This window comes from Methylophilus sp. OH31 (assembly GCF_000576615.1).
In the GTDB taxonomy this organism is placed as follows: domain Bacteria; phylum Pseudomonadota; class Gammaproteobacteria; order Burkholderiales; family Methylophilaceae; genus Methylophilus.
Genome location: NZ_BAUS01000002.1, coordinates 759,736 through 784,961 on the forward strand (window position 1 = coordinate 759,736; position 25,226 = coordinate 784,961).

22 protein-coding genes are annotated in these 25,226 nt (G+C 50.2%); 13 read left to right on the plus strand and 9 right to left on the minus strand.

Annotated elements, in window-relative coordinates; all coding sequences use genetic code 11:
• The first annotated feature begins 108 nt into the window (after nt 1-108).
• The 5 genes from OH31_RS05455 (at nt 109) to OH31_RS05475 (ending at nt 5,702) form a co-directional block, all read left to right on the plus strand.
• Nucleotides 109-1,335, plus strand: a complete 1,227-nt coding sequence (locus OH31_RS05455; RefSeq protein ID WP_024929935.1) for a pyridoxal phosphate-dependent aminotransferase — start codon at nt 109-111, stop codon at nt 1,333-1,335.
• A 56-nt stretch (nt 1,336-1,391) separates the two neighbouring features.
• Nucleotides 1,392-2,705: a homoserine dehydrogenase gene (locus OH31_RS05460; protein WP_024929936.1), complete on the plus strand. Its 1,314-nt coding sequence runs from the start codon at nt 1,392-1,394 to the stop codon at nt 2,703-2,705.
• 43 nt (nt 2,706-2,748) lie between these two features.
• Complete coding sequence (gene thrC / locus OH31_RS05465) at nt 2,749-4,182, plus strand: threonine synthase (RefSeq protein WP_024929937.1); 1,434 nt, start codon at nt 2,749-2,751, stop codon at nt 4,180-4,182.
• A 20-nt stretch (nt 4,183-4,202) separates the two neighbouring features.
• On the plus strand, nt 4,203-4,997 hold the full coding sequence (locus OH31_RS05470; RefSeq protein WP_024929938.1) for a thymidylate synthase: 795 nt from the start codon (nt 4,203-4,205) through the stop codon (nt 4,995-4,997).
• Nucleotides 4,998-5,174: 177 nt separating this feature from the next.
• On the plus strand, nt 5,175-5,702 hold the full coding sequence (locus tag OH31_RS05475) for a PepSY domain-containing protein (protein ID WP_024929939.1): 528 nt from the start codon (nt 5,175-5,177) through the stop codon (nt 5,700-5,702).
• Nucleotides 5,703-6,021: 319 nt separating this feature from the next.
• Here OH31_RS05475 and OH31_RS05480 read toward each other — a convergent pair whose 3' ends face one another.
• On the minus strand, nt 6,022-7,131 hold the full coding sequence (locus tag OH31_RS05480; protein ID WP_242402207.1) for a GntR family transcriptional regulator: 1,110 nt from the start codon (nt 7,129-7,131) through the stop codon (nt 6,022-6,024).
• Between the two features lie 363 nt (nt 7,132-7,494).
• Between OH31_RS05480 and OH31_RS05485 the strand changes: the two genes are divergently transcribed.
• Complete coding sequence (locus tag OH31_RS05485; RefSeq protein WP_036298673.1) at nt 7,495-9,366, plus strand: PQQ-binding-like beta-propeller repeat protein; 1,872 nt, start codon at nt 7,495-7,497, stop codon at nt 9,364-9,366.
• Nucleotides 9,367-9,474: 108 nt separating this feature from the next.
• Here OH31_RS05485 and rsgA read toward each other — a convergent pair whose 3' ends face one another.
• Genes rsgA through OH31_RS05500 form a run of 3 tightly spaced genes read right to left on the minus strand, consistent with a single transcriptional unit; the run spans nt 9,475 to nt 11,895 of the window.
• Entirely contained in the window at nt 9,475-10,350 is an 876-nt protein-coding gene (rsgA, locus tag OH31_RS05490; RefSeq protein ID WP_024929942.1) for a ribosome small subunit-dependent GTPase A, read from the minus strand.
• A 1-nt stretch (nt 10,351) separates the two neighbouring features.
• Nucleotides 10,352-10,651, minus strand: coding sequence for a cytochrome c (locus tag OH31_RS05495; protein WP_019882073.1), 300 nt, complete (start codon nt 10,649-10,651; stop codon nt 10,352-10,354).
• Nucleotides 10,648-11,895 (minus strand): M48 family metallopeptidase, encoded by a 1,248-nt coding sequence (locus OH31_RS05500; RefSeq protein WP_024929943.1) that lies wholly within the window; start codon nt 11,893-11,895, stop codon nt 10,648-10,650. The genes OH31_RS05495 and OH31_RS05500 overlap by 4 nt, the downstream gene beginning before the upstream one ends.
• A gap of 101 nt (nt 11,896-11,996) precedes the next feature.
• Between OH31_RS05500 and orn the strand changes: the two genes are divergently transcribed.
• Nucleotides 11,997-12,581, plus strand: a complete 585-nt coding sequence (gene orn, locus OH31_RS05505) for an oligoribonuclease (RefSeq protein WP_019882075.1) — start codon at nt 11,997-11,999, stop codon at nt 12,579-12,581.
• A gap of 166 nt (nt 12,582-12,747) precedes the next feature.
• Here orn and glgA read toward each other — a convergent pair whose 3' ends face one another.
• A complete protein-coding gene (glgA, locus tag OH31_RS05510) occupies nt 12,748-14,211 on the minus strand; it encodes a glycogen synthase GlgA (protein WP_024929944.1) in 1,464 nt (487 codons plus the stop codon).
• Nucleotides 14,212-14,300: 89 nt separating this feature from the next.
• Here glgA and crcB point away from each other — a divergent pair, with 89 nt between their 5' ends.
• Complete coding sequence (gene crcB, locus OH31_RS05515; RefSeq protein ID WP_024929945.1) at nt 14,301-14,678, plus strand: fluoride efflux transporter CrcB; 378 nt, start codon at nt 14,301-14,303, stop codon at nt 14,676-14,678.
• Between the two features lie 69 nt (nt 14,679-14,747).
• Here crcB and OH31_RS05520 read toward each other — a convergent pair whose 3' ends face one another.
• Complete coding sequence (locus OH31_RS05520; RefSeq protein ID WP_024929946.1) at nt 14,748-17,447, minus strand: Rne/Rng family ribonuclease; 2,700 nt, start codon at nt 17,445-17,447, stop codon at nt 14,748-14,750.
• A 618-nt stretch (nt 17,448-18,065) separates the two neighbouring features.
• Between OH31_RS05520 and OH31_RS05530 the strand changes: the two genes are divergently transcribed.
• From OH31_RS05530 to OH31_RS05550, 5 genes are all read left to right on the plus strand, one after another.
• Nucleotides 18,066-19,184 carry a pseudouridine synthase gene (locus OH31_RS05530; RefSeq protein ID WP_024929947.1) on the plus strand — a complete coding sequence of 373 codons (1,119 nt, stop codon included), beginning with the start codon at nt 18,066-18,068 and terminating at the stop codon, nt 19,182-19,184.
• A gap of 63 nt (nt 19,185-19,247) precedes the next feature.
• Nucleotides 19,248-19,901: an HAD family hydrolase gene (locus tag OH31_RS05535; RefSeq protein ID WP_024929948.1), complete on the plus strand. Its 654-nt coding sequence runs from the start codon at nt 19,248-19,250 to the stop codon at nt 19,899-19,901.
• Nucleotides 19,898-20,248 (plus strand): Rieske 2Fe-2S domain-containing protein, encoded by a 351-nt coding sequence (locus OH31_RS05540; RefSeq protein WP_024929949.1) that lies wholly within the window; start codon nt 19,898-19,900, stop codon nt 20,246-20,248. Before OH31_RS05535 ends, OH31_RS05540 begins: the two co-directional genes overlap by 4 nt.
• 86 nt (nt 20,249-20,334) lie before the next feature.
• Nucleotides 20,335-21,315, plus strand: a complete 981-nt coding sequence (locus OH31_RS05545; protein ID WP_024929950.1) for a S49 family peptidase — start codon at nt 20,335-20,337, stop codon at nt 21,313-21,315.
• Between the two features lie 100 nt (nt 21,316-21,415).
• The gene (locus OH31_RS05550) at nt 21,416-21,868 is read left to right on the plus strand and encodes a GNAT family N-acetyltransferase (RefSeq protein ID WP_242402208.1); all 453 of its coding nucleotides are present in this window, start codon (nt 21,416-21,418) and stop codon (nt 21,866-21,868) included.
• 42 nt (nt 21,869-21,910) lie between these two features.
• Here OH31_RS05550 and der read toward each other — a convergent pair whose 3' ends face one another.
• The 3 genes from der to OH31_RS05565 are packed head-to-tail and all read right to left on the minus strand — an operon-like array spanning nt 21,911 to nt 25,203.
• Complete coding sequence (gene der, locus OH31_RS05555; RefSeq protein ID WP_019882087.1) at nt 21,911-23,344, minus strand: ribosome biogenesis GTPase Der; 1,434 nt, start codon at nt 23,342-23,344, stop codon at nt 21,911-21,913.
• A complete protein-coding gene (gene bamB, locus OH31_RS05560) occupies nt 23,344-24,558 on the minus strand; it encodes an outer membrane protein assembly factor BamB (RefSeq protein WP_024929952.1) in 1,215 nt (404 codons plus the stop codon). Before bamB ends, der begins: the two co-directional genes overlap by 1 nt.
• Before the next feature lie 6 nt (nt 24,559-24,564).
• Nucleotides 24,565-25,203 (minus strand): tetratricopeptide repeat protein, encoded by a 639-nt coding sequence (locus tag OH31_RS05565; RefSeq protein ID WP_024929953.1) that lies wholly within the window; start codon nt 25,201-25,203, stop codon nt 24,565-24,567.
• Between the last annotated feature and the right edge of the window lie 23 nt (nt 25,204-25,226).

A 25,226-nucleotide genomic window follows, 5' to 3' on the forward strand; every position in this document is an offset into this window, starting at 1 on the left:
AGAGCTTGGCAAAGGTCTAAGGTTCATTGATGTAGCAAGGGTTTGCAGGTAGAATGAAAGTTTTACTTTAAGAGCTTAACACACGCCAGATGTGTTTGTTAACCAGCGATGAAGCCAGTCAATAAATCCAGCAAACTCAGTAATGTCTGTTACGACATCCGCGGCCCGGTATTGCAACGCGCGCGCCAGATGGAAGAAGACGGACAGCGCATTATCAAGCTGAACATCGGTAACCCGATGCCATTCGGCTTTAATGCGCCGGAAGAAATCGTTCAGGACGTGATCCACAATATGGATCACGCCTCAGGCTATACGGATTCCAAAGGGTTGTTCGCGGCGCGCAAAGCCATCATGCATTACACCCAGCAAAAAAATATTGCGGGCGTGACCATAGACGACATCATCATCGGTAACGGCGTATCCGAACTGATTGTGATGGCCATGCAGGGCCTGCTCAATAATGGTGACCAGATTTTGGTGCCTATGCCGGATTACCCTTTGTGGACGGCAGCGGTGAACCTGGCGGGCGGCACGGCGCGGCATTATGTCTGTGATGAGCAATCCGGCTGGTTGCCTGACTTGGCTGATATTGAAAACAAGATCACGGCCAACACCAAGGGCATCGTGATTATCAATCCGAATAACCCGACCGGTGCCTTATACCCCAAGGAAACACTGGAAGGCATTATCGAGATCGCGCGTCATCATGGTCTGGTGATTTTTGCTGACGAAATTTACGACAAGGTGCTGTACGACGGCAACACACATACTTCTATCGCCTCACTGGCCGATGATGTGCTGTTTGTGACCTTTAACGGTTTGTCTAAAAACTATCGCGCCTGTGGCTACCGCTCAGGCTGGATGATTATCTCCGGCGATAAAAAAGATGCCAAAGATTATATCGAAGGCTTAAACATGTTGGCCTCCATGCGTTTGTGTGCCAATGTGCCCGGGCAGTTAGCCATTCAAACTGCGCTTGGTGGTTACCAGAGTATTAACGACCTGGTGGCACCTAGCGGCCGCTTGTGTAAGCAGCGTGATTTGGCCTATGACATGTTGACCGCCATGCCGGGTGTGACCTGTGTCAAACCGGCGGCGGCCATGTACCTGTTCCCCAAGCTCGATCCAGAGATGTATCCGATTGAGGACGATCAACAGTTTATTCTCGATCTGTTGTTGGAAGAGAAAGTATTGCTGGTGCAGGGTACCGGTTTTAACTGGAAAACACCTGATCATTTCAGGGTGGTTTTCTTACCCAATGTAGACGACTTGACTGAAGCCATGACGCGCATAGGCCGCTATCTGGATAGCTATCGCAAGAAGCATGCAAAATAAAGAAACATTCAAAATAAGGTAAGCGTGCGCGCAAGCCATTAATGGTGAGTATGAGTATGAAAGAATTAAAAGTAGGGTTGTTGGGCATAGGCACAGTGGGTGGCGGTACGTATACCGTGATCACGCGTAACCAGGCAGATATCGCACGCCGTCTTGGTGGCAATATCCGTATTGTGCAAGTAGCTGACCGCAATATTGAGCTGGCAAAGCAAGTGACTGGCGGCCAGGTGGCCGTGACTGACGATGCCTTCGCGGTGGTGAATAACCCGGAAATCGATGTCGTTGTCGAGTTGATCGGCGGCTACACCGTGGCTAAAGAGCTGGTGTTGACCGCGATTGCCAATGGCAAGCACGTGGTGACCGCCAACAAGGCCTTGCTAGCCGTGCACGGCAACGAGATTTTTAAAGCCGCGGCTGATAAAGGCGTGATCGTCGCCTTTGAAGCAGCGGTGGCAGGTGGTATTCCTATCATCAAAGCGCTACGTGAAGGCCTGAGCGCCAACAAGGTAGAGTGGGTGGCAGGTATTATCAACGGTACCACCAACTTTATCCTGACTGAAATGCGTGACAAAGGCCTGGCCTTTGCCGATGTGCTGAAAGAAGCGCAACGTTTGGGTTATGCCGAAGCCGACCCGACCTTTGACGTGGAAGGCATTGATGCCGCGCACAAGCTGACGATCATGGCCAGCATTGCCTTTGGCATGCCGATGCAATTTGAGCATGCGTATACCGAAGGTATTACCAAGCTGACCATTAAAGATATTCAATATGCGCAGGAGTTGGGTTACCGCGTGAAGTTGCTGGGCATCAGCAAAAAAGCTGAAGCCGGTGTTGAACTGCGCGTGCATCCGACGCTGATTCCTGAAAAGCGCCTGATTGCTAACGTGGATGGCGCCATGAACGCTGTCGTGGTTAAAGGTGATGCGGTTGGCCCAACGTTGTATTACGGTGCCGGTGCTGGTGCTGAGCCGACTGCCAGCGCAGTGGTGGCCGACCTGGTGGATATTGCGCGTTTGCAAGGCACCAAGGCTGAACAGCGTGTGGCTTATTTGGGCTATCAGTTAGACCAGCAGCAAGTGTTACCGATTTTGCCGATTGCCGAAGTGCATTCGGCCTACTACCTGCGCTTGCGTGCTTCTGACAAACCAGGCGTGATGGCAGATATCACCAAGGTGCTGGCGGATTTGCAAATCTCGATTGATGCCATGCTGCAAAAAGAACCTGCCGAGGGCGAGTCAGAGGCTGATATCGTGATTCTGACGCACACCACGCAAGAGAAAATCATGGATGCAGCGATTGCCAATATTGAGGCGCTGTCTGCCATCGCAGCCGGTGTGACGAAAATCCGCATGGAAGCACTGTCACGCTAACTGACATTTTTGATGCCATGTTTTATGCCATAGGTTAAATGTAATGAAATATATCAGTACCCGTGGGCAATCGCCTGCTTTAACATTTAGTGAAATTTTGCTGGGTGGCCTGGCGCCGGATGGTGGTTTGTACCTGCCCGAGCAATATCCGCAGTTCAGTGATGCTGATCTGAACGCCATGCGTGGCATGAATTACCGTGAACTGGCCTTTGCCATCCTGTCACGCCTGGTGGATAACAGTGATATTCCGCATACAGACCTGAAGGCGATCATTGATAAAACCTATCGTGCCGAAGTCTATCAATACGCACGTGCTGGTCAAAACGCTGAAGACATCACTCCAACGCTCAAGCTGGAAGATAATCTCTACCTGTTAAGCCTGTCCAACGGCCCAACATTGGCGTTTAAAGACATGGCCATGCAGTTGCTGGGTAACCTGTTTGAATACGTGTTGGCTAAAACCGGCCAGACCACCAATATCCTGGGCGCGACTTCAGGTGATACTGGCTCCGCCGCTGAATACGCCATGCGTGGCAAACAAGGCGTGCGCGTCTTTATGTTGTCGCCATACCAGAAAATGAGCCGTTTCCAGACCGCGCAGATGTTCAGCCTGCAAGACGACAATATTTTCAATATTGCTGTGAAGGGCGTGTTCGATGATGCGCAGGATATGGTGAAAGCCGTGTCCAATGACCACGCGTTCAAGGCGCAATATAAAATCGGTGCCGTGAACTCTATCAACTGGGGCCGTATTGCGGCGCAGATTGTGTACTACTTCAAAGGCTATCTGGCTGTGACCAGTAGCAACAGCCAAAAAGTCAGCTTTACCGTGCCTAGCGGCAACTTTGGCAATATCTGCGCCGGACATATTGCGCGCATGATGGGGCTGCCAATTGACCAGTTAGTGGTGGCCACCAACGAAAATGATGTGCTGGACGAGTTCTTTAATACGGGTGTCTATGCACCGCGTGGCTCAGCCAATACTTACCATACTTCCAGCCCGTCCATGGATATTAGCAAAGCCTCTAACTTCGAGCGTTTTGTCTATGATTTGGTCGGCCAGGATGGTGATAAAGTGCGCGAGTTATGGTCTGCGGTGGATGCTGGCGGCAATTTTGATTTAAATGCGCAAGGTTATTTTGCTAAGGTGGCTGGTTTTGGTTTTGTGTCTGGCCATAGCAATCACGTCAGTCGCATGCAAACCATACGCGCGACCAAGGAAAAGTATGGCGTGACGATTGATACCCACACGGCGGATGGCCTGAAAGTAGCGCTGGAGCATCGCAAAACAGATGTGCCCATGCTGGTACTGGAAACCGCGTTGCCGGCCAAGTTTGAAGATGCCATTGTTGAGGCTTTGGGCGAAGTACCTGAGCGTCCTGCCAGCCTGGCGGGCTTGGAAGACTTGCCACAAACCTCAACGGTAATGGATGTCAGTGTAGACGCCATTAAAGCTTTTATCATCGCCAATACTTAACGCTTAGCGGGAGCCGGTCTATGCAGCAGTATCATGATTTATTGAACCACGTACTTGCGCATGGTCATGTGAAGACGGATCGTACGGGCACTGGCACCACTTCGGTTTTTGGTTACCAGATGCGTTTTAATCTGGCTGAAGGCTTCCCGTTACTGACGACGAAAAAAGTCCATTTAAAGTCGATTATTCACGAGTTGTTATGGTTTTTGCAGGGTAGTACCAATATTGCCTATCTCAAAGAGCATGGCGTTAAAATCTGGGATGAATGGGCAGACGAACAAGGCAACCTGGGGCCGGTATATGGCTACCAATGGCGCAACTGGCCCAAGCCGGACGGCACACACATCGACCAGATCACACAAGTGGTTAACCAGATTAAGAACACACCTGATTCGCGCCGTTTAATCGTTTCAGCCTGGAACGTGGCAGACGTTGAGCGCATGAAGTTGCCACCGTGCCACGCCTTCTTCCAGTTCTATGTCGCTGATGGCAAGTTGAGCTGCCAGTTGTATCAACGCAGTGCGGACATCTTTTTGGGCGTGCCATTCAATATTGCGTCTTATGCCTTGTTGACCATGATGGTGGCGCAGGTGTGTAACTTGCAACTGGGCGATTTTGTGCATACCCTGGGCGATGCACATATTTACAGCAACCATATGGAGCAGGTCAAAGAGCAATTGTCGCGCACACCGCGCGCCTTGCCAAACGTGCGCATTAACCCTGAGGTGAAAGATCTTTTCGCCTTCAAGTTTGAAGATTTCAGCTTGGAAAATTACGACCCGTATCCGGCCATCAAGGCGCCAGTCGCGGTGTAGTCCAGCCTGCTGGCTGATTGTTAAATGGCTGTTTGTAGCCATTTTGTTAACAAGGTGTAATATTTTCAAAAGCTTACTGCGTTTTTGATATCCTTTTCGCGTTATGAATTCACGAAGCATGCGTCCCTAGCGCGTTTTTCGCGTTTTTCATTCATGACTTTAAACAAGGAGATCATTATGCAAATGAAAGCGTCATTACTGGCAGCCGCGTTATGCGGTGTGTTATCCGGTCAAGCATTCGCCGACCACGAAACCATTAAACCAAAAGCTTACGACAGCCTGGGTAAGTGCGTGAAAGCCGCATTGTCCAAGCACGACGGTAAAATCGTTAAGCTTGAAGCCAAGTCTGAGCGCAAGCAGTTGGTGTACGAGTTTGACGTGCAATCCAACGATGGTAAGGCCTGGGACATCGAGTGCAATGCGAAAACTGGCAAAATCACTGAAGTAGAAGAAGAAGTCACTGCAGATGACGAAAGATTCAAGGCTTTGGCCAAAGTTTCTGAAGCAGATGCCAAAGCGACAGCATTGGCGGCACATCCAGGTAAAGTGGTTGAAGTTGAGTATGAGTTAGAGCCAGACGGCAAAGCCTCTTACGAATTTGACATCCTGGAAGCTGACAACGAAGAAGTTAAAGTAGAAGTAGATGCAACCACCGGTAAAATCGTGGAAACCAGCTACGAAGTGTACCAAATCGGCCAAGAGTAATCTCTGATTCCTCTGCTTGTTGCCAATGAAAAGGCACCGCAATTGCGGTGCCTTTTTTGCATGAGATCAATATGCAAGTGAGGGAGTGTCTACCCCGATACCAGCTGATATGCAGTCTGCTGGTATCGGTCCTAGTGATAGCTCACTCCCAGTCACTGTTTAGCATTTAGCGTGCCACGCCGCGAACAAAATTTAACTGAATGATTGGAAAGCCTATTTTTTGTGTAAATAGGAGTTTTTCCTGAGTTTTTGGTGGTTGATATCAGCCAGATTGGTTGTTGTTTGAATGCTGTGAGCCGGTAATCTCTTTGCCGTCAGCCTAAGTTTGTTGCAAAAAGCGATGAATGGTCGTCAGCAGCTTTTTATATTCTCCGCGTTTGATCAGTTCGCTTTGCGCCAGCATATTGAGTAGGGATGATTGCTGTTGCTGCACATTGAGTTCGTTAATAAAATCGCTTGAAAAACCAAGGTTACTGGCCAGGTAGCATAAGTTAAACATGTCGCAACACTCGCCATACAAGCTGCCAAGCAATATGCTTTTGGCGTATCTGCTGGATAGTGGTTGGTTTTGTTGCACAAACGGCAAATGTGAACGCTGATCATCAATCAGCAGCAAGCGATAATCGGCCAGTTTTTGTGCAACCAGTGCCTGTGCACCTTCTATTGTCTGCGCCTCGAACAATGTCGATGTGTCGCACCATAATGCGGACACTGGATAGTTGATGCAATATTTCTCAACTTGCTCTATAAAACCGTGTGCCTGGCCGTCTGCGATGTCAGGCAGGCGCAGTACCTGTATGCCATGTTTTACCAGGCTTCTTTCCAGTTCTATGCTTGCGCGATGGTCTAATAACAGGCATCCGTCTGCCAGGCTCAGGTGATGCATCAGTGCTGCCTGCAATACAGGCCAGGTGCCACAGGTGATATGGTCAGGTGAAACCAGGTAGCGTCTTTCGTGTGCGAGCAGGTTGGCCAACATATGTTTGAGATTGAATAGGCCAGTCACGTCATAGTCGTGCGGCCGTAATTTGTGCATGTGCAAGGCCACCCGGCGAATATGGTGCACCGTGGTCTTCTGGATTAGTTGATAAATACTGCTGGAGGCACTGTCGAGTTCTGGTCGCGTATGTATCAATGCGCGCGGACGCAGTGGGCCAGGTGTTTCAGAACGTGGCGTCTGTGAGACAAAAGTACCGCGCTTGGGCTGGGTGTAAATCAGTCCTTGTGCAGAAAGCTCTTCATACACCCGCGAAACCGTTTTCCGGTTGATGCCCAAACGTTGCGCGATGTCGCGTGAGCTGGGCAGGGCGCTGCCGCCTAGCCAGGCACCGCCTTCTATCATGGCGCGGAAATGTTCTATGAGTTGCTGGTGGATGGAATGCGGGGAAGCTTTGTCCAATACCAGCGAGTAATGCCAGGGTCTCAGCACAGTCAGTGTCTACCTTCATAATCAAGTAAGCAGGCGCCGCCATTCACATTGGGCGACACCATTACCTGAAGGGCACACTAGGACATGGCCTTCGATTGCAAAATGATACAAAAAAAAAGCAATTCTATAAAGTTTTCGGAAAAATTCCTTATCTGGCCCATGAATAAAACCCAAAACTGGCTGGCTGTTTCGGGGGGCTATTTATATTACAGTTACAAGCGCTTAATCAAGTGACATCTATCCCTGACGGGATAATTTACAGCTCTGGAAATCCTAGTGCCAGTGGCAAACTTAAGCACAGCGCAATTTTTAATTGCAATTTGTGATGGATCCTTTTGGGATTTTTCTTCCGGAGATATAACTATGATGAAAATTAAAACTGCTTTTGGTATTGCAGCCAGCGTCGCGCTTGCTTTGCCAGCAATGGCTTATGCTGCTGCTGACCAGGAAGCTGCAATGAAAGACTCAAATAACTGGGCACATCCACGTGGTCAGCACAATAACCAGGGTTATAGCGCACTGGCACAAATCAACAAAGGCAACATCAAAAACCTGAAAATGGCCTGGACATTTGCGACCGGTGTAAACCGTGGTCACGAAGGTTCACCAGTGGTTGTGGGCAACATGATGTATATCGTGACAGCTTTCCCTAATAACGTCTATGCTTTGGATCTGAACGACAATCAAAAAATCGTTTGGTCCTATTTCCCGAAACAAGACCCAAGCGTTCAAGCGGTGCTGTGCTGTGACAACGTGACCCGTGGCCTGGGTTTCGGTGATGGTAAGATCTACCTGCAACAGAACGATGGCTTGCTGGTTGCTTTGGATGCCAAAGATGGTAAAAAAGTATGGGAAGTGAAAAACACTGATCCAAAAGTGGGTGCAACTAACACTAACGCGCCACACGTGATCAAAGACAAAGTATTGACCGGTTGTTCAGGTGCTGAGTTCGGCGTACGTTGCTTTATCGCGGCATACAACCTGAAAGACGGTTCTCTGGCATGGAAAGCCTACTCAACTGGCCCGGATGCTGAAACATTGCATGACGCAAACACCAACAAAGACAATCCTTTGTACAACGCTCTGTCCGTTTACCAAGACGTGAACGGTGGTAACAAAGAGGGTGGTTCTTTCAAACGCCTGTCTGCTGACCAAATCAAAGGTGGCGAAAAAGAGCTGGGTACACGTACCTGGTTGAAACCACAAGCGATCAAAGACGGCTGGCAACATGGTGGCGGTTCCGTATGGGGCTGGTGGCCATATGATGCACGTACAAACCTGGTTTACTACGGTGCAGGTAACCCATCTGTTTGGAACCCAGACGTACGTCCAGGTGACAACAAATGGTCTATGACCGTGACTGCACGTGATCTGGACACTGGTGTCGCTAAATGGGCGATGCAAATGACGCCACACGATGAGTGGGACTATGATGGCGTAAACGAAGTGATCCTGTTCGATAAGGCTGGTAAAACTTACGCATGGCACCATGACCGTAACGGTTTTGCATACACATGGAACGCAAACACTGGTTCATTGATCGCTGCTGAAAAAGTACATCCATTTGTTAACTGGGCCAATAACGTTGACCTGAAAACAGGTGTGCCTGACAAACTGGCTGCAGCTTCTACGCACCAGGACTACAACGCTAAAGGCATTTGCCCAGCGGCTTTGGGTACTAAAGACCAACAGCCTGCTGCTTATTCTCCAAAAACAGGTTTGATGTATTCTCCACTGAACCACGTATGTATGACATACGAGCCAGTTGAGTCCAAATACGTTGCTGGTCAACCATGGGTTGGTGCGACATTGACCATGTTTGCAGGTCCAGACGGTGTGATGGGCGGTTTTGCTGCTTATGACCCAATGACCAACAAAAAAGTCTGGTACAACAAAGAGAAGTTCTCTGCCTGGAGTGGTGCCTTGACGACAGCTTCTAACATCGTGTTCTACGGTACCTTGGATCGCTGGTTCAAAGCGGTTGACGCACAAACAGGTAAAGAACTGTGGAAATTCCAGGTTGGTTCTGGTGCGATTGGTAACGCCTTCACCTATGGCAACAAAGGTAAGCAATACGTCGGTATCTTGTCTGGTATCGGTGGTTGGGCTGGCGTTGCGATGAACTTGGGTATGACCACTGACACCGATGCACTGGGTGCTGCTGGTGGTTACAAAGAGTTGACTAAGTACAACGCTGCGCCTGGCGGCGGTGCACTGAACGTTTTCTCACTGTAATGCGACAGTAAGCTCACACGTAGCAATACGTGTGGCGAAAAAACACCCTGCTTCGGCAGGGTGTTTTTTTATTTGTGCTCAGGATGATAGAAAGTGACGGTGTGGCGTTTAGCCGTAGATTTGTACGGTGTTTTCAGCGCGGATTTGCTGGAAAATCTGCAAACGTTCAGGCGCGATGTTGCCAGACGCCAGTGCTTGTAAAATGACGCACTCCGGCTCATGGGTGTGCGTACAATTATTGAATTTACAATGGCCAATCAACGGCCGGAATTCGACAAATGCATACTCCAGGTCAGCTTCATCAATATGGTAGAGGCCAAACTCCTGTAATCCGGGCGAGTCAATAATGGCACTTTCACTATCCAGATGATACAAATGCGTCGCCGTGGTGGTATGTTTACCGCTATCGAGGGTGGCACTGATTTCCTGCGTTTTACTACGTGCCTCAGGTAACAGGCTGTTAATGATGGTTGACTTGCCCATGCCAGACTGGCCAACCAGCACACTGGTGTGGCCGCTCAGTAAAGGTTTTAAGCTGTCTACAGACTCTTTGGCATTGAGTTGCAAGGTGTGATAACCCAGCGCCGCATATTGCGTCAGCTTTTGCATGGCTTGCGGATTAGGTAAATCACATTTGTTGAGGATAATCACCGCGCGTATGCCCGCGGCCTCAGCCGCGACCAGGCAACGATTCAACAGGTCTTCATAGAAGCTGGGCTGGGTGGCCAATACAATCAGGATTTGCGTGACGTTAGCCGCCAGGATTTTGCTTTTGAATGCATTGCTGCGATAGAGCAGGGTATTGCGTTCTGCGGTTTTTTCGATCACGCCTTCCTTATCAGCCGTTAAGGTCACTGTGACCCTGTCGCCTGCCGCGTTATCGACTTTTTTGCCGCGGGTGACGCAACTGAGAATGCGGCCATCTGGCAATTCAACGTTATAGCGCTTGCCATAGGCAGCGACAATGAGACCTTCTTGAGACATGCTAGAAATGATAGTAGGAGTGATTTAAGTACTGTACCACTTGCTGCTCTTCATCATCAAACCATTTCAGGTTAAGCATGGTATTACAGTTGGTGACTTGGGCTTTTAGGCCATTCAGGGAGCGCACTTTACGGTAATCGCGTGTGTAAATACCACTGCCATCTCCGCCATAACTGCTGGCGTGGCAACTGATACAATGTGCGTCTACCAGTTTTTTACCTGCTTGCAGCGGGCTATCCGCAGCGCTTGCGTTGAAACTGGCAAGCGCCGGGAGCAGGCTGATCAGCAGGATGTGTTTCATGCGTAAGTTTGCAGTTTGGCAATGCGCAGGCTGGCAGGTGGGTGCGAGTCGTAAAACGCAGAATGCAATGGATCAGGTGTCAGCGTAGACGCATTGTCGCGATACAGTTTGACCAGTGCATCAATCAAGAATTGTGGCCTGGATTGTTGTGCCGCATAGTGGTCGGCCTCAAACTCGTTGGTGCGCGAATAAGCGGCTAACACCGGGCGCAAAATGAACATAAACACAGGCGAAACCAGTACAAACAGCAGCAATGCCATATGGTTACTGGCTTCAGCCACGCCCAGGCCGGTAAAGAACCACTCTTGCTTGATCAGGTAACCCAGCAGCGCCAGGCCTAGCAGACTCAGGCCAAACATCATGATGATGCGTTTAATCACATGTTGATGCTTGAAGTGGCCCAATTCATGTGCCAGCACGGCTTCGATTTCGTCGGCGCTGAGTTTTTCCAGCAAGGTATCAAAAAACACCACGCGCTTGTTTTTGCCAAAGCCAGTGAAGTAGGCATTGCCATGACCTGAACGTGTAGAGCCGTCCATCACAAACAAGCCCTGGCTGGCAAAACCGCATTTTTGCAATAAGGCTTCAATGCGTGCTTTCAGGGATTGATCTTGCATGGGCGTAAACTTGTTAAACAAGGGCGCAATCCAGATCGGGTACACTGCCAGCATAAACAGGTTAAATGCGCTCCAGATCAGCCACAGATAGAGCCACCACCAGTCGCCAGCCCCTTGCATGAGCCATAGCGCAATAAAGAGGATAGGGCCACCAAGCAGCAGGCCAACAATGGTATGTTTTATCAAGTCACCAAAAAACATGCTGCGTGACATTTTATTAAAGCCGAATTTTTCATCTACGTTAAAGGTCTGGATGTAATCGAATGGCAGAGTCGCTGCGCCAGAAATTAACATGGCGGAGCAAATGACCAATGCGCCGCGAATGATCTCGTGCGCTGGCAACCATTGTTGCCAGGCCTGGTCGAGCATCTGCAACACGCCGCCCAGTGTCAGGGCCAGTAAAATAACAGATTCCACCACTGTTTCGTTCAAACGTAATTTGACCTTGGCCGTGGTGTAATCAGCTGCGCGTTGATGGGCCTCGAGGCTGATGGTTTGGTTGAATGCTGCGGGCACTTGTTGACGATGCTGCTGAATGTGGCGGATATGACGCAGCCCCAGCCAGACACGGATAGCAAGGCTAACGACAATCACAGCGACAAAAATTTGAGTAAAGAGTGCGGACATAGCAATGGGTGAGTTGTAAGTGATATCAGATGGCTATTTTGATGGATTTATATCCACCTTGTTCACTGAACTGAATATAATGTTTCATTTTAATGGAAATCATGACGAGAGGCACACAATTGGCAAGTAATCAGGACAATTTAATCTGGCTGGATATGGAAATGAGTGGTTTGCTGCCTGACACAGACCGCATTCTCGAACTGGCCGCCGTCGTCACCGATGCGCAACTGAATGTGATTGCAGAATCTCCGGTGCTGGTCGTCCATCAATCGGATGCCGTACTGGATGGCATGGATGCCTGGAACAAAGGCACACACGGCCGCAGTGGCTTGATCGATAAGGTCAAAGCTTCCACTTTGGATGAAGAGGCCGCAACCGATGCCATGCTGGCATTTTTAAAAGAGCATGTGCCAGCAGGCAAATCGCCGATGTGCGGTAACTCTATCTGTCAGGACAGGCGTTTTATGGCGCGTTATATGCCGCGTCTGGAGGCGTTCTTTCACTACCGCAATCTGGATGTGAGTGTGTTTAAAGAATTATCCCGTCGCTGGCGCCCGGATATCTATGCCGGGTTTAAAAAGGCCAGCCGTCATGAAGCATTGGCTGATATCTATGAGTCCATTGATGAACTGAAGTATTACCGTGAACACTTTTTGAATATGACTCCGCCAGCCAAGGCTGAGTAACGGTTCAAGAAGTCTGCATTTCCCAAAAAAGTCACCGCGAAAAAAAAGACGCCAAATTGGCGTCTTGAGGGAGGAGAAGTTAGCTTTGGAGAAGCTTGATTAGTAATTAGCAGCTTCTGTGCCAACTTTTCCTCACTTTTTCGTCAATATCTGTAAGTAATTGTTTTTAAATATCTAACAAGTCATCTCGTAACTTTTCGTATAGCTCAAAGTAGTGTTTTGCGCTTGTTTCCCAGCTAACATCCTGTTGCATTGCCTGTTTTTGCAGTTGTCGCCACTGACCAGAATTGGCATAAAGATGTACGGCTTGCCTTAATGTGACCAAAAGTGTCGATGGATTATTTTCCGGCATTACCAATCCTGTCATCGTTTCAGGCAATGAGCCATCTTCCATGAGGGCGCCGCCGTGCACAGAATCTGCCAGGCCGCCCGTATTGGCGACCAGCGGAATCGTGCCGTAACGCAAGCCATACATCTGGTTCAATCCACAAGGTTCAAAGCGCGAAGGCATGACAAAAATATCTGTCCCGGCCATGATGCGATGTGACAGCGGTTCGTTGTAGCCGATGGTGACTACCACTTGCCCGGGATATTGTCGCATCAATGCCAGATATTGCTGCTCCAGCGCGGGCTCGCCGCTACCAAGCACTGCTAGCTGACAGCCGCTGGCCAGCAGCTCGTGCGCGATGTCGGCCAGCATATCCAGACCCTTCTGGTGCGTGAGTCGGCTGACGACACCAAGTAATGGGCCAGTGGCGTCCTGGTGTAATCCTAGCTCTGCTTGCAAGGCCTGTTTAACCTGTTTTTTATTGGCCAAGGCGCTGCTGGTGTAATGCGCCGGTAAATAAGGGTCGCTTGCCGGATCCCACACTTGGGTATCTATCCCATTCAGTATGCCGGTTAAATCGTTGGTTCGGTGCTGCAACAAACCCTGGAAACCAAAGCCAAACTGCTCGGTTTGGATTTCTTTGGCGTAGGTTGGGCTCACGGTGGCAAGCGCATCTGCGTAATATAGCCCGGCTTTCATAAATGACAGATGGCCATAAAACTCATAACCTGCGGGCTGAAAGTCTTGCTCGGCGAGCATGAGTCTATGCCGCCAGTCAGCATGAAAATTACCTTGAAACGCCAGATTATGAATGCTGAACAACGATTTGGCCGGGCTGGCCAGTTGCTGCAAGTAGTAGGGCGTCAGTCCGCTTTGCCAGTCGTTGCAATGCACCAGGTCTGGTAGCCATGGCTGTAGCATATTGGGGACGGACAGCATGGCGGCCACCTTTGATAACAAACCAAAACGCAAGGGGTTGTCTTGCCACTCGCCATGTTGCGGGTGGTGGTAAGGGCCGCCTTCACGGTCATACAGCGCCGGGTAGTCAATTAATAGCAGCGGGATGTCAGTACCGGGCAGGGTGGTTTGGTAGAGCTCGCAGCGTATATCGTGAAATGCCTGTAGTGAACCAAGTAAGCGCGGCGCATCACACTGTGCCAGGATGCCGCGGTAGGCGGGCAGCAAAATTTGAACATCCAGGCCCGTAGTGGCCAAGGCTGCTGGGAGTGCACCACTGACATCTGCCAAACCGCCTGTTTTGATTAATGGGAAAATTTCTGAGGTAACAAATAGTAAACGCAAGGGAATCTCTTTAAATCAACAGGCGGTGGGAGCTGAATGCTTTAAAACTTATGATACATTGCCTGCTAACGTTTTAGAAGGGTAATAAAATGAAATCTTGGTTGATGGTCGGATTAGGTTCGGCATTGGGTGCATGGGCGCGTTGGGGGCTCTCTATCTGGCTCAATTCGATAGGGATGATTCCCTTGGGTACCTTGATGGCAAATGCCATCGGTGGTTTTTTAATGGGCATTGCGTTAGCGCTTTTTCAGACCATGCCACAATTAAGCCATGAGTGGCGCTTGTTTATTGCAATGGGTTTTTTAGGTGGCTTAACTACTTTTTCTACATTCTCGGCACAAGCATTTGTGTTACTGCAAAAACAAGCTTATGTGTGGGTTGGGTTGCATATCTTCACGCATGTTGTGGTGTCTGTATTGCTGACGATTATCGGCTATTGGTGCGTCATGCGCTGGCAAGCAGCATAAGCCCATCGATGGTGTAAAAAAAGAGGGCCTGATGGCCCTCTTTTTTATGGCGACTAGTCCAGGGACTGGTTACTTCTGGGTTTCAACCATCACCAGGCTTGGTTCTTCGGACGCTTTTTCATCTTTCTTCCACTTGGCAGCGTTACGTGGTTTTTTCGCTTTGGCTGCGGTTTCTGCTGAAGCTGAGACAGGCTCAGACTTGGTTTCTACCAATTGAATGCCTGCATCTGTGGCACCTTCATTGGTGCTTGCAGCAGTTGCCTTGGTGGTGGCTTTGCGTTTGCGCGCAGGTTTTTTCTGTGCGGTCTCTGCCGTTGCTTCAGTCTCTACAGTGGCCGCTGCGGCAGTTTCAACCAGCTCGATCGCTGGCGCATCACTACCTTCTGGCGCGCGTTTGCCGCGTGCTTTGCTGGTTTTCCCGCCACGTGAACGACTGCGTGGCGTTTTTTCTGCGGCAGCTTCATCAGCTTGAGGCGCATCCGTTTTAGCCGTGTTTGGTGTATCAACCGTTTCAGTGCTGGCTGTTACAACTTCTGCTTTTACCACTGGTTCAGCGGCGGCCTGTTTGGCTTCTGTTTTAGCTACTGGCGCTGCAGTTTCCGCGACCACCACCGGTGCTGCATTGCTTGGTGCAACTGCCTCAGTGGCTGTGGTGTTGACTGCCGCTTCAGCATTTGCCTGGTTTGGCGCATCTTCACGTTGACGGCGATCACGGCGGCCATGACGGTTACGACGATTGCCGCGTTCACCACGCTCCTGTTTGTTTTCGCCAGTTGGTGAAGTTAATGCCGGTTGATTGGCATCTGCTTTCACTTCCTGGGACGGTTGCTGTTGACGGTCCTGTCTTTCTTTCTGGGCCGGTCTTTCCTGTTGCTGACGTTCCTGACGAGGCTTGTTAGACGCGTTTTCCTGTTGTTCCTTAGGTTGACGCTCACCTGTTGGGCGATCGGTACGGTCTTGTTGGCGTTCGCGCTGACGATCACGCTGGCGGTTGCGATTCTTGTTACGGTCACGACCAGGCTCTTTGGTTTCGCGTGCTGGTTTTGCAACTTCTTGCACCGCTTCTTTTTCTTCCAGGCCCAACCAGGATTTAATCACGCCAAAGAATGATTTTTTCTGCTCGGTCACAGGGGCCGCAGCAGGTTTCTCTTCAACAATCGGTGCGGCAGTGGCGGGCGTAATGCCTTTGACCACGGCTTCAGCCTTGGCTGGCGCAGCGGCTTGTTGCAGGCTGTGCTGGTAATCGGACTCGCTAGGCAGGTCTACCATTTTGTAGCTGGCCTGCATGGTGTCTTCATTCACATCGTCCAGGCGAATGCGCAGGATGTTGTAGTTAGGGGTTTCCAGGTGGATGTTTGGAATCAACACCACTTCAACGCCAGTGCGTTGCTCGATTTTGTGGATGTCAGCGCGTTTTTCATTCAGCAGGAAAGTTGCGGCTTCCACTGGCAACTGCACTTGAATAATGGCGCTGTTGTCTTTCATCGCTTCTTCTTGCGTGATACGCAGAATGTGCAATGCCGTCGATTCAATGCCGCGGATATGACCAGTGCCGTTACAACGTGGGCAGGTCATGTGGTTGGTTTCACCCAGGCTTGGGCGCAAGCGCTGGCGAGACATTTCGAGCAGGCCAAAGCGAGAGATTTTGCCCATTTGGACACGTGCACGGTCATGATGCAGGGCATCACGCAAGGCGTTCTCCACGTCACGCTGGTTGCGCTGGTTTTCCATATCGATAAAGTCGATCACCACCAGGCCACCCAGGTCGCGCAAGCGCATTTGACGCGCGACTTCTTCAGCGGCTTCCAGGTTGGTATTGAACGCCGTTTGTTCAATATCGGCCCCTTTGATGGAGCGACCGGAGTTGACGTCGATAGACACCAGGGCTTCGGTATGGTCAATCACAATGGCGCCACCGGAAGGCAGACGCACTTCACGCGCAAATGCAGATTCGATCTGATGTTCGATCTGGAAGCGGGAGAACAGCGGAATTTCGTCCTGGTACAATTTGACACGGGTGACGTTACCCGGCATGACGTGATTCATAAACTGCAAGGCTTGCTCATGCACGTCAGCAGTGTCGATCAGGATCTCACCAATATCCGCGCTGAAGTAATCGCGAATGGCACGAATCACCAGGCTGCTTTCCTGGTAAATCAGGTAGGCGCCAGGCTGGAAATTAGAAGCATCTTCAATCGCTTGCCATAATTGTGACAAGTAGTTCAAGTCCCATTGCAGTTCTTCGGCGTTACGGCCAATGCCGGCGGTACGCGCAATAATGCTCATACCGTTAGGCACGTCCAGTTGTGCCATGGTGTCGCGCAATTCGTTGCGCTCTTCGCCTTCCACGCGACGGGAAACACCGCCTCCGCGTGGATTGTTTGGCATCAGTACCAGGTAACGGCCAGCCAGTGAGATAAAGGTGGTCAGTGCCGCGCCTTTGCTGCCGCGTTCGTCTTTGTCAACCTGGACAATGACTTCCTGACCTTCTTTAATCACATCCTGAATGCGGGCGCGACCTTCAGGCTTGTCCTGAAAGTAACTGCGGGCGATTTCCTTAAAAGGCAAAAAGCCGTGTCTGTCGGTACCATAGTCGACAAATGCGGCTTCCAGTGAGGGTTCAATGCGTGTGATTACGCCTTTGTAGATATTGCTTTTGCGCTGTTCTTTGCCAGCGTGTTCAATATCGAGGTCGATGAGTTTTTGTCCATCAACAATCGCAACGCGCAATTCTTCTGATTGCGTTGCGTTAAACAACATTCTTTTCATGTAAGGCTCCTAATCGAAGCCACAGAATAGACATGAGCGCAGGGCGGGCCGTGGTTATGAATTAACCACCAGAACTTAACGAGGAGGTGTGTGCAATGGCTTTAGCGATGCTAGTGTCTGGGTCTCAGCACAGCATGACAGGCATCAATATGCACACGTTTGAGTGTCAAAGCGCAGTGTGTGACTGCCCGCTGGATACTCGGTTTCTGCAAGGGTGCAGTGAGTGCGTGGCAGGTAGGTTGTCACCTGTATTATCCACCGCGATTGACTGCAAAAATAAAACCCTAAACAGAGGGTAATTTCGTTAAAATTCGGGTTTGGCAAACGCCGAGCTCATTTCTTTGTTTATTCTGCGTGAGCTTCGCGTTAAATCATTTCTAATTAATTATCGCTACTTGATGGCGAGCGGTATTCACCAAAATTTTTTTGATTCTGAATGCGCTGACTAGCCAGGAAAACCTGGCTTTTAAAATCTGGGCCCTGAAAACGCTGGGATTGAATGTCAGTGATGACGATAGCCTGCATGTATATATGACCGCTATCGCCTGAAAGAGCGATGATTCAGAATCTCGACAGTATATCTATAAGTCCTGATAAAGCAAAGCACGACCTGCAACTATGAGCTCACAATTTCGACCCTCGTCATTACCGCCTGCGGAAACGGCTTCCAGCCTTGGTTCTGAGGCTGGACCCGCCAGTGATCGTGTCACTTACTTGCTGGTGGATGAAGCCTCGGAAACACAGCGCGTGGATAACTTTTTAGCCAAAGTGCTCAAAGGTGTGCCCAAGAGTCATATCTATCGGATTTTGCGTAGTGGTGAAGTGCGCGTGAATAAAAAACGTGTCGACGCCGAACATCGTTTGCAACTGGGTGATGAAGTCAGGGTGCCGCCTATCCGCACGGCCGAAGCCGCTGCAAAACCGGATGCGCCTGCGATTAAAGCTAAACTGGCTGAGCAAGTGATTTATGAAGATGATGCCATGCTGGCGCTGAATAAACCGTCTGGCATGGCCGTACATGGTGGTAGCGGCATCAGCCTGGGCGTAATTGAGCAATTGCGTTTGGAGCGGCCACAAGCCAAGTTCCTGGAACTGGTGCACAGGCTGGACCGTGAAACCTCAGGCGTATTGATGATTGCAAAAAAACGCTCGGCGTTGATTGCACTGCATGAAGCCATGCGTCATCACCACATGGATAAACGTTACCTGATCTTGGTACAGGGGCAATGGCAAGAGGCCAAAAAGAAAGTCACGCTGGATTTGCAAAAATACGTGACGGAAAGTGGCGAACGTCGCGTGCAGGTGGTTGATGAGCCCTTGCTCAATGCAGAACCCGGCGGCCGAAAATCACTCAAAGCAAGTGGCCTGGTCGCCAAACGCCATGCTGCAAAAGGCAAGTTTGAGGTAGAAACACAGACCTCTGAAACCTGGTTTTATTTGCAGGAGGTGCTGGGGCAATGCAGCTTTTTGCAAGCCAAGTTAATCACTGGCCGCACCCATCAGTTGCGCGTGCAATTATCGCATTTGGGATTCCCGATTTTGGGCGATGACAAATATGGTGATTTTGCCTTGAACAAGCTGTTAAGCAAGCAGGGCTTAAAAAGGATGTTTTTGCATTCCAGTGAAACACGTATTGCCCATCCGTTAACCGGCGAGCCTCTGCACCTGGTCGCACCATTGCCAGCAGAACTGGAACATTTTCTGCAACAACAACGTCAACTTAAGTCAGTAAAGTAACTGTTAGTGATGTGTGACAACGTGGTCAGCGTTGCCCGTAAAGTATATTAGGAAAGTAATTCAGTGAAACAGTTTGATTTAGTGGTTTGGGATTGGGACGGCACCATTGCCGACTCGACTGGCATGATTACGCAGGCATTGATCAAAGCGGCTGATGAGGCCGGGTTGCCCGCACTGAGCGAAGAGCGCGCCCGTAGCATCATTGGCCTCGGTTTACGGGAGTCGATCGAGGTGCTGTATGGCGATATCCCCGAGTTCCAGGCGCAGGCGTTAGCAAACAACTACCAGCGTCTTTATTACGCCAACGAAAACAATATTTTATTGTTTGCTGGTATTGCAGACACGATTGCCACCTTAGACCGTAAAGGTTGCAAGCAAGCGGTGGCGACCGGTAAAGGGCGGCGTGGATTAAACACCGCATTGCAGCAGTCAGGGCTATCCAAATTTTTTAATGCGACCAAAACCGTCGATGAATGCTTTTCAAAGCCACATCCTCAAATGCTGGATGAGCTCATGGACGATCTGGTGGTGATGCCTGAGCGGACGCTGATGATAGGCGACTCGCAATATGATATGCAAATGGGTAAAAATGCTGGCGTCATCACAGCGGCAGTCAGTTATGGCTCGCAAACAGCCAGCCATTTACAGCAGTATTCGCCAGATTACCTGTTTCACGATGTGGCAACATTAAGCGCCTGGTTGCTGGAACAAGCATGAGTGAGACTGCTTTAACGTTTAACAGCGATACCTTGCAGGAAAAAGGCGATGGCCTGCGGTTTGCCATGCCCATGTTAGGGCCGCATGCGACCGGTTTTCTGGTGCGTTTTGAAGGCAAGGCCTATGCCTATGTCAATCGCTGTGCCCATGTGCCGGTCGAACTAGACTGGGAACATGGCAAGTTTTTTAATATGACGCAGGAATGGATTATTTGTGCCACGCATGGCGCGATGTATGCGCCACAAACCGGGCACTGTGTGGTGGGCCCTTGCCAGGGCAAGCGTTTATCTGCCATCCCGGTGACAGAAGAAGCGGGTGTCATTAAAGTGCACGTGGATCAATTCTAGTGGGTTGTTTCGCGATTAAAAATAGAATCCTGGCAAACCGCTAAAAGTTGTTAGAATAGCTAAAATTTATTGACGAAAGTTGAGTTATGCAAGAAGAAAATCAGCAGTCATCTGACCCGAAACAAGCGAATCAATCGCCGGACTGGGCCATTCGTACGGTGGAAAAAATTGCGCTGGCCGGGCTGCAAGAGCAAAAATCTGCCAGACGCTGGTCGGTATTGTTCAAATCACTGACCTTTATCTACCTGTTTTTCCTGCTCATGACGTTTCTGGGCTGGGTTGGCCAAAACAAAAATGCCTCTACTGCGCATACAGCCTTGATTGACCTTTCCGGCGTGATCGAGGCAGGTGGCCAGGTTAATGCTGATGCGGTGATCAGCAGCCTGAATGATGCCTATGATAACAAAGGCACCAAAGGCATTATTTTGCGTATCAATAGTCCGGGCGGCAGCCCAGTACAGGCCGGCATTATTAATGACGAAATTCACCGTCAGCGTAAATTACACCCGGAAATTCCGGTGTATGCGGTGGTGGAAGACATTTGTGCATCTGGTGGTTACTACATTGCCGTCGCCGCTGACAAAATTTTTGTCGATAAAGCCAGTATCGTCGGATCTATCGGCGTGCTGATGGATGGCTATGGGTTTACCGAAGTCATGAAAAAAGTCGGCGTTGAGCGCCGCCTGATGACGGCCGGTTCTAATAAAGGCATGCTGGATCCGTTTTCGCCTGTGAATCCTAAGCAACAGGCTTTTGCACAAAGCATGCTGGATCAGATTCACCAACAATTTATTACGGTGGTGCGTGAAGGTCGTGGCAGTCGCCTGAAAGAAAATGAAGAAACCTTTAGTGGTTTGTTCTGGAACGGCGAAGAAAGTATCAAATTGGGCCTGGCAGATGCGCAGGGCAGTGCTGAGTATGTCGCGCGTGAGGTGATTAAAGAGTCTGATATTGTTGATTTCACTTATCAGGAAACCGTGGTGGACCGTTTTGCCAAGAAGCTGGGTGCCAGTATGGCGCAGGAGCTGGGCGTGAGTGCGAAGAACCTGTTACCGACACTGCGATAACCTGAGCCATATATTTAAAAGGGACCTCGTGGTCCCTTTTTTATTGCCCATATCTTTAACATATTACCAGGCGAAAATAGAGATGCTTAAACAACCACTCGTGACAGTTAGACCAATCGCGTTAGAAGACTATGAAAGCTGGTGCCTGTTATATGCCGCTTATGCGGAGTTTTATGCAGTCAGACAAACCTCCGCCATGCGCGACCAGGTCTGGCAATGGCTGCAACAATCTCCACCCGTGATTTATGCGCTGGTCGCGGAGAATGTTGAGGGGCAGGTATTAGGTTTTTTGCATTACCGCGTATTTGCGCGGCCATTAGCGGCGTCACTGGGCGCTTATGTGGATGATTTGTTTGTCGTGCCGGAAGCCAGAGGGCAAGGTGTTGCGCAGCAATTGATTCAGGCAGTTGCCCAGATTGGACGGGAAAATAAATGGTCAGTGATTCGCTGGATGACCGCAGAAAATAATCTGCGTGCAAGAGCCTGTTATGACAAGCTGGCTGAACACACGCATTGGCAGACTTATGAAATTAAATTGCCGATATTAAACTGATGCCAAGATGAGTGAGCAGGGCGACTGCTCACCACATCAGTATTATTTTTTAGTTTTATTTTGCTCGTTACGCTGTTTCAGCTTGGCGCGCATCTCGTTTTTGCGACGACGCATGGTCACCAGGCCTTCACCTTTTTTGCGCTCTTCTTCTTTGTCAAACGGGTTTTCACCCTGGTTGTATTGCACGCGTAAAGGGGTTCCCACTAATTGGAAAGCCTTGCGGAAAATACCTTCAAGATAGCGCGTATAACTGGCTTTAATGCCATCAATATGGTTACCATGTATCACCACGATAGGTGGGTTTGAGCCGCCCTGGTGCGCATAACGTAACTTGGGGCGAATGCCGCGGCTAATTGGCGGTTGATGTTGCGTTGTTGCTTCGCCTAATACACGCGTTAACTGCGGCGTGGCCAGATCGATCATAGCGGCCTTAAAGGCCACGTCTACTGAAGCCAGCAACTCATTGAGGCCTTTTTTGCGTAGCGCTGAAATATAGTGAAACTTGGCAAAGTCGAGGAACTGTAATTTCCGGTCAATTTCGCGCTTGATCCACTCGCGCTCATCATCTTGCAGGCCATCCCATTTGTTAATGGCAACTACTAGTGCGCGTCCGGCATCAACAATATAAGCGGCCACGTGTGCATCTTGTTCGGTAATGCCATCCTTGGCATCCACCACCAGAATAGCCACATTGGCGTCTTCAATTGCCTGCATGGTTTTAATGACAGAGAATTTTTCAACAGCCTCAAACACTTTGCCGCGTTTGCGTACACCGGCAGTATCAATAATGGTGTATTGCTTGCCATTCTTCTCGAGCGCGATTTCGATGGAATCGCGTGTGGTGCCCGGCTGGTCAAACGCAATCACGCGATCCTCACCTAACAGGGCATTGACCAGTGTGGATTTGCCGACGTTAGGGCGGCCAACAATCGCAATTCTAGGCGTGTCATGATTGACTGGCTCAGCAGCTTCGGGCTCTTTTTCGCTGATGGTTTCCAGTGCCAGTTCGATCAGGTCGCGCACACCCTCGCCGTGGGCAGATGAAATGGATAAAGGATCACCCATACCCAGTTCATGAAAGTCTGCACTGACGATGGCTTTGCGCATGCCTTCGGTTTTGTTGACGGCAAGCAGGATAGGGCGCTGCGCTTTGCGCAAGGTTTGCGCAATGGTGAATTCCTGTGGCGTCAGGCCAGCGCGCGCATCCACCAAAAAGATAATGACATCGGCTTCGTCGATCGCCAGCAGGGTTTGCTTGGCCATTTCCTTCAGAATGCCGGTGTCTGCGGTTGGCTCAAAGCCGCCGGTATCAATTACCAGGTAAGGTTGGCTGGCACCCAGGCCGCGGCCATAGTGACGATCACGTGTCAGGCCAGGTAAATCGGCAACCAGCGCATCACGCGATCTGGTTAAACGATTAAATAAGGTGGATTTGCCGACGTTAGGCCGGCCAACAAGTACGATGGTAGGTAGCATTATTTGTATGTGACTGCGTAAAGGTGGCCGTCACGCGACTGCGCAAAGAACTGATTGGCATTGCTGCCTGCAATCAGCGACATCAGGGGTTTGGAACCCAATTGTAGTCGGCCAACAAAACTGCCATCATCCTGGCTGAGTAAGTGGATATAACCTTCGAGATCGCCGACAGCGACCACATTGCTCAAAGGCAGCGGCACTGTCAAATGGCGGTAGCCCAGGTTGCCCTGGCGCCAGAAGGTTTTACCATTGGTGCTGTCCAGTGAATAGACTGAACCCATGGTATGGCTTAGGTAGATTTTGTTATTTTCTGCGGTCAGGCCGACATAGCTGGAAATGTCACGGTTCCACACCACCTGGCCACGCTGGCGGTCAACGGCGGCCACTTTGCCCTGGTAGGCGACCACATAGACTAATGGTCCATCGACAAATGGCAGGCTGGTGATGTCGGCAATACGTTCAATTTCTGTCACGCCTTTAGGTTGGGCAACGGTCGCTTCCCATACCAGTTTGCCATTGTCAGCGCGAATGGCGACCAGTTTGCCACCGGGAAAACCTGCGTACACAGCGCCGCTATCAACCACAATGCCCGCTTGTGTCTTGAGTGACAGTGACGGGGTGGCGCGCTCATAAGACCACTTGCGACGACCATCTGCGGCGTCAATGCCGTAAATATGGTGGTCGCTGGTGCGCACAATGACCGTACCATCGTAATAACGGGGTTGGCCTTGTACTTCGCTACTGAGTACGGCACTCCAAAGCTTTTTACCATTGACGTTTAAAGCAAATAAGTGTCCCTTGCTGGTGCCGACCAATACCAGCCCACCACCCAGCCCTGCGCCACTGCTAATGGGTTCGCCAAGTTCGGTTTCCCAGATTGTTTTGCCGGTTTCAGCCGACAATTGCATTACGCTGCCTTCAGCGTTGACGGTGTAAAGCAGGTTGTCTGCCAGCACTGGCGTATAAGTGAAGCGCCCGGGGGAACCTACATCCACTGACCACTGAATGCGTGTTTCATAAGAGGACTTGATCTCTTCCAGCTCGACGGGCGGATTGGCTGGTTCTGCGCCAAAAATACTTTCACTGATATTGGTTTTAACATCATTGAATGCCGTGCATGCAGACAGCCCGCTACCAAGTAAAAACAAGGCGGCGAGCGTGGCATGTTTAAGTGAGTGCGGCTGGTTGCGCAGAGCAGGCAAGAGAGACCTCATTGGCAATTATCCCAAGGCATCCAGCTTTTGCTGGGTCAGGTAAAACAGTTTGCCTTCTGGGTCCAAGCCTTGCAGAGCTTTGTTGTAAGCGTCTTTGGCTTCTTTCTCTTGCTTGTTAGCAATGTAAATATCACCAAGCAAGGCGTTTTTGATGCCATCAAAACCTTTGTCGTCAATTGCGGACAAGGTTTTTTGGGCGTCATCCAGCGCGTTACGTTCAATTTGCAAACCGGCAATTTCAACCGCGGCCATCTGTTTGATGGCTGGCTCTTTAGCTTCGGCTAAAGCCCAGCGCAGTTGCTTTTCTGCAGCGTCTGACTGTTTGGCTTCATGCAATGCACGGGCAGCAAACAGCGCAGCACGGCCAGCGTATGGTGTCATGCTGTAGTCTGCTTCAATGGCTTGCGCATCTTTACTGATTTGCTCGGCTTTTTTGCTGTCAACATCCAGCAGCGATGTGCTGACCAGGGTTTGGTAAGCGGTTGATGCAGCGGTAGCCTTGCTGTTCATCCAGGATTGGTAGCCTTGCCAGCCACCATATGCCACTGCGGCGGCAATCACCAGGCGAGTGGCCAGTTTTCCATGTTTGTTCCACCAGGCTCTAAACTCGTCCAGTTGTTCCTGTTCTTCCAAATCGTATGCCATTGCAATGTTCCTGCGTGTTCTTA